At 68.6% G+C, this 13,247-nt stretch carries 13 protein-coding genes; 11 read left to right on the forward strand and 2 right to left on the reverse strand.

Annotated elements, in window-relative coordinates:
- The first annotated feature begins 593 nt into the window (after positions 1 to 593).
- The 3 genes from AX721_RS12030 to AX721_RS12040 are packed head-to-tail and all read left to right on the forward strand — an operon-like array spanning position 594 to position 3,691.
- On the forward strand, positions 594 to 1,805 hold the full coding sequence (locus AX721_RS12030; RefSeq protein ID WP_197422541.1) for a hypothetical protein: 1,212 nt from the start codon (positions 594 to 596) through the stop codon (positions 1,803 to 1,805).
- Positions 1,798 to 3,285, forward strand: a complete 1,488-nt coding sequence (locus AX721_RS12035) for an HWE histidine kinase domain-containing protein (RefSeq protein WP_068876253.1) — start codon at positions 1,798 to 1,800, stop codon at positions 3,283 to 3,285. The genes AX721_RS12030 and AX721_RS12035 overlap by 8 nt, the downstream gene beginning before the upstream one ends.
- Positions 3,275 to 3,691, forward strand: coding sequence for a response regulator (locus AX721_RS12040; protein WP_068876254.1), 417 nt, complete (start codon positions 3,275 to 3,277; stop codon positions 3,689 to 3,691). Before AX721_RS12035 ends, AX721_RS12040 begins: the two co-directional genes overlap by 11 nt.
- A 56-nt stretch (positions 3,692 to 3,747) precedes the next feature.
- Here AX721_RS12040 and AX721_RS26830 read toward each other — a convergent pair whose 3' ends face one another.
- Positions 3,748 to 4,140, reverse strand: coding sequence for a response regulator (locus AX721_RS26830; protein ID WP_156467143.1), 393 nt, complete (start codon positions 4,138 to 4,140; stop codon positions 3,748 to 3,750).
- 835 nt (positions 4,141 to 4,975) lie between these two features.
- Positions 4,976 to 5,446 carry a DUF411 domain-containing protein gene (locus tag AX721_RS12050; protein ID WP_068876256.1) on the reverse strand — a complete coding sequence of 157 codons (471 nt, stop codon included), beginning with the start codon at positions 5,444 to 5,446 and terminating at the stop codon, positions 4,976 to 4,978.
- 97 nt (positions 5,447 to 5,543) lie between these two features.
- Between AX721_RS12050 and AX721_RS12055 the strand changes: the two genes are divergently transcribed.
- From AX721_RS12055 to AX721_RS12085, 8 genes are all read left to right on the forward strand, one after another.
- Positions 5,544 to 5,834, forward strand: coding sequence for a hypothetical protein (locus tag AX721_RS12055; protein ID WP_068876257.1), 291 nt, complete (start codon positions 5,544 to 5,546; stop codon positions 5,832 to 5,834).
- A complete protein-coding gene (locus tag AX721_RS12060) occupies positions 5,834 to 6,274 on the forward strand; it encodes a Spy/CpxP family protein refolding chaperone (protein WP_068876258.1) in 441 nt (146 codons plus the stop codon). Before AX721_RS12055 ends, AX721_RS12060 begins: the two co-directional genes overlap by 1 nt.
- A complete protein-coding gene (locus AX721_RS12065) occupies positions 6,271 to 6,843 on the forward strand; it encodes an RNA polymerase sigma factor (RefSeq protein ID WP_068876259.1) in 573 nt (190 codons plus the stop codon). Before AX721_RS12060 ends, AX721_RS12065 begins: the two co-directional genes overlap by 4 nt.
- A gap of 120 nt (positions 6,844 to 6,963) precedes the next feature.
- A complete protein-coding gene (locus AX721_RS12070) occupies positions 6,964 to 8,772 on the forward strand; it encodes a copper resistance system multicopper oxidase (protein WP_068876260.1) in 1,809 nt (602 codons plus the stop codon).
- Positions 8,769 to 9,824 (forward strand): copper resistance protein B, encoded by a 1,056-nt coding sequence (locus tag AX721_RS12075; RefSeq protein WP_068876261.1) that lies wholly within the window; start codon positions 8,769 to 8,771, stop codon positions 9,822 to 9,824. Before AX721_RS12070 ends, AX721_RS12075 begins: the two co-directional genes overlap by 4 nt.
- A gap of 29 nt (positions 9,825 to 9,853) precedes the next feature.
- Positions 9,854 to 10,153, forward strand: a complete 300-nt coding sequence (locus AX721_RS12080; RefSeq protein WP_082765261.1) for a copper-binding protein — start codon at positions 9,854 to 9,856, stop codon at positions 10,151 to 10,153.
- Between the two features lie 27 nt (positions 10,154 to 10,180).
- Positions 10,181 to 10,705, forward strand: coding sequence for a heavy-metal-associated domain-containing protein (locus AX721_RS28770; protein WP_082765262.1), 525 nt, complete (start codon positions 10,181 to 10,183; stop codon positions 10,703 to 10,705).
- 450 nt (positions 10,706 to 11,155) lie between these two features.
- Positions 11,156 to 13,247, forward strand: a 2,092-nt coding sequence (locus AX721_RS12085) for a TonB-dependent siderophore receptor (RefSeq protein ID WP_068876262.1), incomplete at its 3' end; no start/stop codon positions are given.

Below are 13,247 nucleotides of genomic sequence, written 5' to 3' on the forward strand. Positions count from 1 at the left end.
GGCGGTTGGCCTCGTGCAACGTGTCGACGATCGCGGCAAGCTCCACCATGGGGGGACGCGGTGGTGACGTGAGGACGGCCACAAGCATCTGGAGCGTTCCTTTCGTGGCCCGAACGCGCCCCGCATGCTGACAGCACATGCGCCTGAAGTGGCGAGGCCGACTATGGTCCCAGGAGGGGGGTGTCGTCGAGGCTGATCCACGACCTCCAAGGCTGAGGACGCCCTGAAGCCGATCCGGGTCTGCGATCTCGAGGCGAGCGGCGCCGGGCATACGCCGCTTCGCCGGCGCGGCGGGGCGTAAGGGACGCGGACCGGGTGGTGGCGACGGCCGGCGAACCGATCCCCGGCGCCGTCGCCGGGGTCACGGACGGCCACCGTCAGGCCACGGCGCGCGCCGGCCCAGCCGCGGGGCCGGTCGACCGGCAGCCCCCTGGTCCGAGCCGGCGCCTGCGACGTCCCCGCCAACGGGACCGGGAAGCGGGTTCTGCGGCCCGATGTCGCCAGCGCCTTGCGGCATCCGGCCGCACGTCGGCTTAAGTTCGGCGTAAGCATGGCTACTCATTTTGGGGCGGATGTCGCGTCCCGAGTTTCAAGTGTCCGAGGCCGGGGCCGCGACTCCCTCCGGGACCCTTGAACCCATTCTCCAGCCGGACGCCGCCGCGCAGCTGGAGCGGCTCGGCGTATCGGAGCTCATCCGGCAGGGCAGCGTGCAGCTCATCGGACTTGCGCCGATACAGGCGCGGCTTGGCGATCGATGGGCCCGCAGAGCGCCGCAGGTCTGGACGCACTTCGCCACCGTGCTGCGCAAGCAGCTCCCGCCGCACGATTTCGTTCTGCAGATCGACGATCTCCACTTCCTCATCGCCCAGACCCAGGAAAGGGGCGCCGCGGCGCAGGCCATATGCCTGCGGCTTGCGGGTGAGCTGATGGCGTTCTTCCTGGGGACGGCGTCGGACGAAGACATCCATGTGAAGATGGTGACCGCGGCCGGGAACGGACATCTGACCTGTGAGCCCCTGGATGTCCGGGCCGCACGTGGCGCCCAGGCCCTGCCGCCGCCTCTGGCGCCAGCCCGGGCGGAGTCACCCCTCAAGCGGACCAGCTTTCCGCTGCTCACGCGACAGGGCCGACGTCTCAAGGTCATCGTGAGCCTCGAGCCCATGTGGGTGCTCCAGGATCGTCCGCGCGCCGTGGGGCACTACGCAAGAACGACTTTGCAGGACGAGACCACCGAGCGTGAGGTAGGCGCGACCGCACGCAACCGGCTGCTCCCCGGCGAACTCCTCGATATCGACGTCGCGGTGCTGACCGAAGCCCTGTCGCTTCGCGCGGCCTCGCCACGGTCCTCCGGCGGGCTACTCGTGCCGATCTCCTATACGGCGATCTCGAACTCCAACGCCCGCTACCGGCTACTGCATGCCATCGAAAGCTTCAGCGCCACCGATCGGGGAAGCTTCGCCTGGGAACTGATGGATCTCGAGGAGGGGCTTCCCGCGAGCCGGCTGGCGGAGATGGTCGCGCTCATCCGGCCCTGGTGCCGAGGGGTCGTCTGCCGCGTGGGCGCAAGCCGGCACGCAGCGGAGCAGCTACGGAGCGCAGGAACCACCGCATCGGTGGCGTCCGGTGGGCTGCCATTCGGCTCGCGGTCGCTACGGCAACTGGAGCCCTTCCTGACCGCGCTTCGGCGCACCGTTCCGGCCGTGCTGCTGCACGACGTGCCGCCCCACCTGTCAAACGCCGCGGGAGCCTCCGGTGCGAGCCACGCCACCTTCGGACAAGCCGTGATCGGCTACGTCGATGACTGATCGCTTCGCCGCCCTGGACCTGTCGCCGAACGCCTACGCGGTGGTCGACGCCGACCTGCGGATGGTCTGGGTCAACAACGCCCTGGCGCGGCAGGCCGACGTGCCGCGCGATCAACTGATCGGGCGGAGGGTCTTCGACGGCATTCCCGCGTACAACGAGCCGCAGAACTTGGCCGCCCGCGAACTGGTGCGGCGATCGGTGGCCAAGGCCCTGGCGACGGGAGAGACCGACCGCACGCCGCTCTACGCCTTCGATCCGCAGGGCGGCGCGCAGGTCTTCCTGACTGTCAGCCACACGCCCATCGCGGATGAGGATGGCCAGGTCCGCTCGGTCCTCGCGCACGTCGTCGAGGCCACCGATGTGGTGCGGCTCCAGACAGAAGGCTACGACGCCGCGAGGCCGCCCGCGTCACTGCCGGAGGTGGCCTCCTACATCGTCTCCAGCGCGCTCAATACCCAGGCGGCCAATCGCACGCTCATGGCCGAAACCGAGCGGCTCAGGCAGATGTTCGAGCAGGCGCCTGGATTCATGGCCTTGCTCGTCGGCCCCGACCATACCTTCGCGCTCGTCAATGCGGCCTACCGGCGGCTGGTCGGAAATCGCGAACTGATCGGACGACCGGCGCGCGATGGCGTGGCCGACATCTACGATCAGGGCTACGGCGAGATTCTCGACCAGGTCCGCCGCACCGGGGAGGCCTTCGTCGGCTCCGAGATGAGCCTCGTGACGCACCAGGACAGCGTCGAGCCGCTCCACAAGTACGTGGACTTCGTGTTCCAGCCGCTGATTGATGAAGCCGGAGAGGTGTTTGGCATCTTCCTGCAGGGGCAGGAGGTGACGGAGCGGGTCAACGCCGCGCGCACGCAGAACCTCCTCGTGCGCGAGCTGCGCCACCGCGTGAAGAACACCCTCGCAACGGTGCGGGCCATCGCCACGAGGACCGCGCGGACCGCCGAAACCCCCGAGTCCTTCATCAAGGCCCTCGAAACCCGCCTGATCGCGCTTTCGACGGCCCACGAGCTGCTGACCCAGGGCCGATGGGAGCGCGTGCCGCTGCGCGATCTCGTCGAGGGCGAACTGCGCCCGTTCGATCTGTCGCGGATCAGCATCGAAGGCCCGGATGCCTGCCTGCCGGCGCGCGTGGCGATGCCCATGGGCCTGGCGGTCCACGAACTGGCGACCAACGCGGCTAAACATGGCGCGCTCTCGGTGAGCGCGGGCTCGGTCGACATCGCCTGGTGGGTCATCGAGTCAGGGCCGAGCCGATCGCTTCGCTTCACCTGGATTGAGCGCGGCGGCCCGCCGGTCACGATACCCGAGCGTCGCGGCTTTGGAACCGAGATCCTGGACGGGCTGATGCGTCGCGGCGCCGAACCGGTCCTGGACTATGCCCGGGAGGGTCTGCGCTGCACGCTCGATATCCCCCTCGACGACCTCCCCAACGTCCACCCCGCCCAAAGGGCTCGAGATGCCGACTAGCCTTTCCACAGGTTCGCAAGCCGCCGCCTTCAAGGTCTTGAAGGTCCTGATCGTGGAGGACGAGATGTTCGTCAGCTGGGGGCTTGAAGCCGCCCTCGCGGAACGTGGGCACCATGTCTGCGCCATCGCCCAATCGGCCGAGGAAGCCCTGCGCCTGGCCGAGATCCATCGCCCCGACCTGATCTTCATGGATATCGGCCTCCTGGGACCCGGGAACGGCCTGGAGGTCGCCGAACAGATCCTGGCGCGCCATCCGACCCGCATCGCCTTCTCCAGCGCGTGGAACGACCCCGCGACCCAGGCGGCGATCGAGCGCCTGTCCGCCTATGCCAATATCCCCAAGCCTTGTCGCGAGGCCGACCTCCTGGCGGTCGCCGAGCGGGCGCTCCTTGAAATCACGGCCTAGCCGAGCCCGAAAGGCCGTCGGCGACCGTACGGTCTGTCCTCGAGGCTGCTCGAACTTCAGTCGGTGGTATTGAGCAGGTTCGCAACGGCCACGCCAAGCTGGGACGGCGCGAATGGCTTGGTCAGGATGGCGCTCCGCGGAACGCCGCGAACGCTCCATTCATGGGCGCTGTCTCCCGTAATATAGACCACCGCGACATCCGAATGGAGCTCACGCGCCCGAGTGGCGACCTCCCAACCCGTCGGCGGCCCGCCGAAGTTCACGTCGGTGACCAGCGCGACGAAACCGCCCTCGGCTTCCAGTTCGTTCAGCGCGTGGCTGCCCGACCCTACGGCGACGACCTCATATCCCGCCCCTTCAAGGCTCTCCTGCGCGAGGTCGCGGACCAGGACCTCGTGTCCGCGAGCAGCACGCGCGGCCGTTCCACCGACGTATTCATCGTGCCCCACATCGTTGAATGTCGCTTAGCCGACATCCCGAGAACGTTCGGCCACGCAAGGGTTTCCAATCGGGAACGCAGTTTGGGCTTCAGCGAGACCCGTCGCGCCAGCCCGAGCAAAGACGGGCCCGCGGACGGCCTCTGATTTCGTCCAAAGATCAAGCCTGATTGGAGGTCGCAGCCGGTTGAGCTGGGTGGCGTTCAAGCCTTCGAGGCGACATGGAAGCAGGCCCATTCCTCGACCTTCGCCTTGCTCGACCGCATGCGAACATCTCCGACCCTCCGCTGGCAGCTTGGATGGGCGTTCACAGCGTCGGCTCGCGACTGTCGCGCTCCGGGGCGCCGCCAACGCGTGCTCCTGGCGCACATCGGAGATCGGCCGGATGGGGCCGCGGTTTTATCCTGGTGCTCTCTACCACGCGCGTGAATGCGAAGGTCCGTCGTTCGAGTCCTCGTTGCTCCGCCAAAGCGGCGGCGGACGGCAAGGACGCATAGTGGGCGGCGGCTCCCCCCAGGTGTGCGATCGAAACCTGTGGATGGCTTGTCCGCTACAGTCGCTAGAAGGCGAAGTCCTGGCGCATCCAGGACGCTCCCGCTAACGCGCAATCCACCAAGGCTTCACGCGGGAGCTTGCCAGTTGGCCGTCGTCAGCCAGGTCATCCGCGGCTGCCAGGATCGGACTTGGCAGTACCGAAGAACTTCGCGCTGCGACTGAACGCCAGCCGTTCCACGCCGATGTCAGCTGACCGGCGCACGGGTGCTGCGGTGAGGGGCCTGCGGCATCGAGTCTGTCGAGGCTGCGCCTTCCACCGATGGGCGCGTCAAGCGTGGCCGCGTACGTCTGCTCAGACGTGGCGGGCGAAGACCCGGGTGCGTCCGCTCCGGTCAAGCAGCAGCAGGGTGTCGTAGGGCTCCTTGTCACCCTGCGGTGTTTCCATTCCGGGCGAGCCGATCGGCATGCCGGGCACGACCAGGCCCAGCGCCTTCGGCTTCTCCATGAGCAGGCGCCGCACATCGGCCGGCGGGACATGCCCTTCGACGACGTAACCGCCGACGACGCCGGTGTGGCAGGACGACAACCGGAAGGGCACACCGTAGCGCTCGCGCACCGGCGCCAAGTCCTCCACCTCCACCACCTGGGGCCGGAAGCCGGCGCGCGTCAGGTGGGTCACCCAGCCGCGGCAGCACCCGCACCAGGGCGTCTTGTAGACCGTGATCTCGGCGGGCGCGGCCTGGGCGCAACCGGCGGCGAGCAGCAGGGCGGGCAGGCTGCCGAGGAGGGCGCGGCGGGCAAGAAGGCGGGAAAGGGTGGTCATCGTCAGAGGATACGCGTGCGGTCGCGGCACCCCTCGGATGAGGGCTCGCCGGATGTTATGCGTATACTTGGCGATTGAAACTCTCTGAGGCGACTGCGTGGACAACCGGCTCGACAGGACGCTGGCCAGCCTGAAGGCGGAACCGCTCGACCGGCGACTCGATCAGCTCGAGCCCGCGGTCTGGGCGCGCATCGAGGCGGCGCGGCAGGGGCGCGACGCCGCCTCGCTGTTCCTGCCGGTGCGCGCGGCGGCCGTGGTCGCGGCTCTGGCCTTCGGTGTGGCCCTGGGCGGCGTCGGCGCCGGTGAGGCGCGCGCCGAGCGCCAGGAGGTGGCGGTGTTCTCGGTGGACGCCCGCTTAGCTCCTTCGACCCTGCTCGAAGGCCGTTGATGCGCATCTTCGGTCGTGGGCTGGCGCTCACCCTCATCCTGGCCGTGCTGGCGGGCGCGCTGGGCAGCTGGATCGGCGCGCGCTACCTGGCGCAGGCGCAGAAGCCGCCGTCGCTCCACGTCTTCGTCCACGAAGAACTGGAGCTGTCGCCGGCGCAGGAGGAGCGGCTCGACAGGCTGGAGGCGGACTTCGCTGTCCGGCGGCGAGCACGTGAGGCGCAGCTTCGCGCCGCGAACGCCGAACTGGCCGCGGCCATCCAGGCGCGCCACGAATACTCGCCGGAGGTCCAGGCCGCCGTCGAGCGCTTCCACCACGCCATGGGCGAGCTCCAGAAGGAGACGATCCTGCATGTCCTGAGCATGCGGAAGGTCCTGACCCCGGACCAGGCGGCCAAGTTCGACCGACGCATCGCCGAGGCGCTGACCGAAGAGACCCCGTGACACCGCCCGCTGAGGACAGCGACGCCGACCTGGTCGGCCGGGCGCTGGGCGGAGACGACCACGCCTTCACCCTGCTGATGCGCCGCCACAAGGCAGGCCTCTACCGCTTCGTGCGCCGTTACGTCGGCGATGCCGACGCCGCCGTCGAGGTCGTGCAGGAGAGCTTCGTGGCGGCTTGGCGCGCCCTGCGACGTTTCGACGGCCGCCGGCCGTTCCCGGTCTGGCTCCGAGCCATCGCTCTCAACAAGTGCCGCGACCGGGGGCGCCGCCAGCTCGTGCGACGGCTGGCGTTCGGGGACAAGGACGCGGAGTCCGCGGAGGCCCAGCGGCAGGCCGATCCGACGCCGGACAGCGAGGCCCAGCTTGTCGACAGGCAGCGGCGTGCGGCGCTTTACCGGGCCCTGTCCCGCCTGCCCGGTAAGCTGAAGGAGCCGCTGCTGCTCACCTACTTCGAGGACCTGTCGCAGCAGGAGGCGGCCGACATCCTGGGCGTCAGCGTCAAGACGATCGAGACCCGCGTGTACCGCGCCCGCCAGCGGCTGGCCGAGCTCATCGGCGAGGACGAATAAAACGTGGGTCGGCTGAGGGGACCACGCGCCCGGCGCGTATGCCCTTGCGACCTGCCCGGTTGACCTTCACCCCATGGGAAGGCGCATCGCCTCTGCGACGCCACCCGACCAGGACCACTGATGCCCGCCCCCGCCGCGCCCCTCGATCGACGCCAGCTTCTACGGAGCGCCCTGGCGCTGGGCGGCGGCGCGACCGCGCTGGCCCTGCTGCCCGGCTGGGCGCGAAGCGCCACCCCGGGGCTCTCCACCCTGCCGACGCTCTCCGGTGAGGACATCCGCCTGACGATCGATCACGCGGCGCTGAAGGTCGACGGCCGGGCTGGGCACGCCATCGCCATCAACGGGACGGTCCCCGGCCCGCTGATCCGCCTGAAAGAAGGCCAGAACGTCCGGCTGCACGTGACCAACAAGCTGCCGGAGGAGACGTCGATCCACTGGCACGGCCTGCTCGTGCCCTTCCAGATGGACGGGGTGCCGGGGGTCAGCTTCCCCGGGATCAAGCCCGGGGAGACGTTCGTCTACGAGTTCCCGATCATCCAGAGTGGAACCTACTGGTATCACAGCCACTCCGGCCTGCAGGAGCAGGAGGGTCACTACGCCCCGATCGTGATCGATGCCAAGGACGCGGACCCGGTGGCCTACGACCGGGAGCATGTGCTCGTGCTGTCGGATTTCAGCTTCACGCACCCGCACACCCTCTTCCAGCGCCTGAAGGGGCAGGGCGGGGTCTTCAACTTCCAGAAGCAGACGGTGGCCGGGCTGCTCGCGGGCAAGGACCAGACGCTGGCCGAACGCATCGAGTGGGCGAAGATGCGGATGGACCCCACGGACATCTCGGACATCACCGGCGCGGCCTACAAGTTCCTCATCAACGGCCATGGTGCCGACGACAACTGGACCGGCCTGTTTGCGCCGGGCGAACGGGTGCGGCTGCGGTTCGTGAACGCGGCCGCCCAGACGATCTTCAACGTCCGCATACCGGGCCTGAAGCTGACCGTGGTGGCGTCCGACGGCCAGAACGTCCGGCCCGTCGAGGTGGACGAGTTCCAGATCGGCAACGCCGAGACCTATGACATCGTCGTGCATCCCACAGCCGGCCAAGCCTACACCATCGTCTCGGAGGCCGTGGACCGGTCCGGACTGGGCCGCGCGACGCTCGCGCCCCGGCCGGGCATGAGCGCCGCCGTCCCCGCGCTGCGCGAGCGGCCGCTGGCGACCATGAAAGACATGGGCATGGACCATTCGTCCATGAGCGGGGCTGCGGGGGGAACCGATCACGCGGCGATGGGCCATGGGATGCCGACCGCGCCGCCTGGCATGGCGTCGCCACGCAAGCGCGGCTCGGACGTGATGGGCGACATGGGCGGCATGCAGATGAGCATGATGGACCCGCGCAACGCCCCGCAGGTGAAGCTGGGCCCGGGCGTGCAGATGATCGCGCCGATGACCAGCGATCGTACGGGGGAGCCCGGCCAGGGCCTGGAGAGCGTCGGCCACCGGGTGCTGGTCTACAGGGACCTGATCGCGCTCGAGCCCAATCCCGACACCCGGCCGCCCTCCCGCGAGATGGAGATCCGCCTAACCGGCAACATGGAGCGCTTCATGTGGGGCTTCGACGGCCGGAAGTTCAGCGAGAAGCCGCCGCCCTACACTTTGGGGGCCGGCGAGCGGGTGCGCGTGACCCTGGTCAACGACACCATGATGACCCACCCGATCCACCTGCACGGCCACTTCTTCGAGCTGGTGCACGGGCCCGTGGGCCACATGCCCCGCAAGCACACCGTCAATGTCCTGCCCGGGGGAAAGGTGACGTTCGACGTCACCGGGGAGGCCGGTGACTGGGCCTTCCACTGCCACATGCTCTACCACATGCACGCCGGCATGTTTCAGGTCTTCGCCGTGCGTCCGCTCCCGGGCGCCGCCGCATGAGCCGGCTTCTCCTCGCGGCCCTGGCGCCGGCGCTGATCGGCACGGCCGCCCTGGCCCAGACCCCTGACCCGCACGCCGGGCACGCCATGCCGGCCCCGCCGGCCCAGGCCGCCGACCCGCACGCCGGCCATGCGATGCCGGCGAAGCCCGCCGATCCGCATGCCGGACACGTCATGCCGGCGAAGCAGGGGCCGGCCGCCGATCCTCATGCAGGCCATGCGATGCCCGCGCAGCCCGCCGATCCGCACGCGGGGCATGTCATGCGGCCGACTCCAGGGGCGGGGCCGGCGATGACCGGGGCCCAGCTGCCGGTCGGCGATGCGCCCGCGCCGCCGCCGCCGACAGACCACCTGGCCGACGCCGTCTACGGCCGCGCGTCCATGGACGAGGCCCGGGACCTGCTGCGGCTCGAGCATGGCGGCATGCGGCTGTCGAAGACGATGATCGACACCCTCGAGGTGCGGCCTGGCAGGGGGCCCGACGGCTACGCCTGGGAGGGCGAGTTCCGCTACGGCGGGGACGTCAACCGGCTCGTCCTGAAATCCGAGGGCGAAGGCGCCTTCGGCGAACACCTGGAGGAGGCTGAAGTCCAAGCGCTCTATTCGCGCGCGATCGGGCCGTACTTCGACCTGCAGGTCGGTGTCCGCCAAGATTTCCAGCCGCGACCGCGCCGCACCTATGCCACCCTCGGCTTCGAGGGTCTCGCGCCCTACTGGTTCGAGGTGGAGGGCGCGCTCTTCCTGTCGAACAAGGGCGACGTGTCGGCGCGCCTCGAGGGCTCCTACGACCTGCGCTTCACGCAGCGCCTGATCCTCGAGCCACGGGCCGAGGTGAACCTCGAGGCGCAGGACGTCCCCGAACTCGGAGTGGGCGCCGGTCTGAGTGACGCCGAGGTGGGCCTGCGGCTGCGCTACGAGATCCGCCGGGAGTTCGCCCCCTATGTGGGCGTCCACTATGAGCGGAAGTTCGGCGACACGGCCGACTTCGCCCGCGCCGCCGGCGAAGACCGCGACGACCTGCGGGTCGTCCTCGGCGTCCGCGCCTGGTTCTGACATCCAAGTCCTAGTTGAGGAGGCTACCCATGAAGTTCGTTCTCGGATCGCTGGCCGCCCTGGCCCTGTCCACCGCGGCCGTCGCGCAGGATCACGCCGGCCACGGGCAACCCGCGGCCGCCGTCACCGGCACGGGCGTGGTGAAGAAGATCGACGCCAAGGCCGGGACGGTCACCATCGACCACGGCCCGATCAAGGCGCTGAATTGGGGCGCGATGATCATGCCCTTCAAGGTCTCCGACGCCAGCCTACTGAGCGGCCTGAAGGTCGGCTCCAAGGTCAGCTTCCAGCTGAAGGACCAGAAGATCGTCGCCATCAAGGCGATGTAGCTAGGGCCACCCCTTGACCTTGCCATCATGGGAAGCCCCATCTGGCCAAGCGGAGCACCATTCAGGAGAACAAGCAGGCTTCGCTATCAAGTCGAGGGGATGTCCTGCGGCCATTGCGTCCAGGCCGTCGCCCGCGCGGTGAAGGCCGAGGACCCGCAGGCCGAAATTGCGGTCGATCTCGCCGCGAAGGCGGTCAGCGTCACCCGCGACTACCCAGGAGAGCGCATAGCTCAGGCGATCCGCGACGCGGGCTACGGCGTCGCCGCGCCCGTCTCAGCCCGTCTCAGCCGGAGGCGACAGCGTCCCGCATCGGGGCGCTCAAGGGGCGGGCGAAGACGTTATCCGGAGTACGCAGCGGCGCGGCGTATCCCTTGTCATCGGGCCCTCCTTCCGCGCCCTCGAAAAGAAAGTGTCGCAAATCTGAGGGGCGGGGCTGGGCGGCGCGTATCTGCCTTTGACGGGCCCCTCCGCGGCCCGCGATCCCTTCGATTCTTATTGAGGCGGATCAAAAGTCAAAGGTGGCGCATGGATGGTCTCCGTGCGCCGCGATAGCGTAGTCAAGCGCGACAAAGCGGATGACCAACGCTGTAGGTCGCTACAAATGTCAGTAAGAATGTGTCTGAATGCGACTAACGGTTGCGTTGGAGGCTTCTTAGCGTTTGGAAAAAACCGGACTGCATCTAGGAATTATTCGTGAGCAGCTGTCGCCTACAAAAGCAACAGACGCCGATACCGAAATGAATCTTTATGGGTGGTGAAAAAAGCCGGAAAATGGCCGTCAAACCTGGAGCGAGGGGTAATAACGACCGGAGATGGGTAGAAGAGGGCCGGAGCGGAGCTGCGAGGCGGCGGGAGGCGCGCAAGAACCTACCTTCCAATTCGGGCTATTATGTATAGACATGACTTGACGGCCCGACAGCCCTGGCCGGACTAAGCCCCCACGGATTTCAGCTCGAAACGAGCAGGTCGGGCTGCGCCCCGGCGCCGGAAGAGGGGGTATTGATGAACCGGACTTCGAAGCCGCGGCTGTTCGCCAGCGCCTGTGTCACCCTGGCGCTCACCGCCACAGCGGCCCAGGCCGCCGACGCCGCGGCGGCCGACGTCGGCGAGGTGGTCGTCACCGGCAGCCGCATCAAGCGCACCGACATCACGGGCGTCGGCCCGGCCACGGTGGTCACGGAGGAGGCCATCGCCCGCACCGGTGTGGCGAACGTCGAGACCATCCTGCAGCGGCTGCCGGCCTCGGCGGGCAACGCGGGCGGCCAGACCAACGCCTACTGGACCGGCAACGGTTACGGCACCGCCCAGGTGAACCTGCGCGGCGTGGGTATCAACCGCACCCTGGTGCTGCTCAACGGCCGCCGCGTGGTCTACGGCGGAACCGGCGCCAACAGCGCGGTGGACCTGAACACCATCCCCGCCGCCATCATCGGCCGCATCGACGTGCTCAAGGACGGCGCCTCGGCGATCTACGGCGCCGACGCGGTGGCCGGCGTCGTCAACATCATCACCCGCAACGACTTCGAGGGCGTGCAGGTGACCGGCAAGTACGGTGTCACCGACGAGGGCGACGGCGAGGAGTACACCGGCGACCTGCTCTGGGGCCTGCGGGGCGAGCGCGGCGGCTTCACGGCCGCGGTGAACTACCAGAAGACCGAGCCGGTCAACATGGCCGACCGCGAGCCCTGCGGCCTGGGCGAGGTCGGCGGACAGCTGGTCTGCGTCGGCAGCGCCTCGACCATCGGCGGGCGCGCCGTACTGCCCAACGGCCAGCAGATCAACTTCAACCAGACGCCGGGCGGTAACGGCAATTTCTTCGAGCCCTACAGCGCGGCCAAGCACAACTTCAATTCCAACCCCTTCCTGAACGCGGTGAGCGCCATCGAGCGGATCAGCGTGGGCGTGTTCGGGGACTACGACCTGAGGGACGAGGTGGAACTGTTCGGCGAGTTCATGTTCACGAACCGCGAGAGCCACCAGATCGCCACCCCCGGCACGCTGCGGAACCTCGTGATTCCGGCCGCCAACCGGACCAACCCTACCGGGCAGCAGATCACCCTCATCCAGCGCCGCCTGGCCGAGCCGGGCCCGCGCCAGTTCTTCCAGGAGACCGACACCTGGCGGATCGTGGGTGGCCTGCGCGGGAAGTTCGCGGGCGACTGGACGTGGGAAGTGGCCGGCAACTGGGGCAAGACCACCGGCGTCGATGGCTCCACCAACATCGCCAACCTGCAGCGGGTGGGCGAGACGCTGGCGGCGTGCCTTCCCGGCGCCACCACGACGGCGCCCTGCGGCGACTACCTGGGCGCGGGCGACCTGACGCCCCAGGTGCTGAACTACATCCTGGCGACCACCCGCGACACCGGCGGAAACGAGCAGAAGAGCGTCACCGCCGACATCAGCGGCACGCTGTTCCAGCTCCCGGCCGGACCCCTGGCGGTCGCCGCGGGCGCCGTCTACCGCGAGGAAGTGGGCTACCGGAACCCGGACGCCCTGACCGTGCTCGGCGTCGCCAACACCAACCAGCAGAGCCCGATCCGCGGCGAGGTGAAGACCAAGGAGGCTTATGCCGAACTGTCGGCCCCGCTCCTGGCGGACATGCCGATGGTGCAGCGCCTCGAGTTGAACGCCGCTGCGCGCTACTCGGACTACAACCTGTTCGGCGACAACTGGACCTACAAGCTGGGCCTCGATTGGACGGTGATGGACGGTCTGCGGCTGCGGGCCACCTACGGCACCGGCTTCCGCATCCCCAGCGTGCCGGAACTGTTCGGCGGCGTGGCCGAAGGCAACCTGACCACCACCGACCCGTGCAGCCGTTACTCGACCAGCACCAACGCCACGCTCGTGGCCAACTGCCGCGCGTCGGGCGTACCGGCCGGCTATGTCCAGCTGGGCAACACCGTCCTGACCACGGTCGGCGGCAACCAGGATCTGCAGCCGGAGAAGTCGGAGAACCTGACCCTAGGCGTCGTGTACCAGCCGACCTACGTCCCGGGCCTCTCCGTGACGGTCGACTACTTCGACATCAAGATCGAGGACGCCATCCGCAACATCCCGGGCTCGACGAAGCTGTCGGTCTGCTACGCCAGCG

This window comes from Phenylobacterium sp. CCH9-H3, assembly GCF_001557235.1.
In the GTDB taxonomy this organism is placed as follows: domain Bacteria; phylum Pseudomonadota; class Alphaproteobacteria; order Caulobacterales; family Caulobacteraceae; genus Phenylobacterium.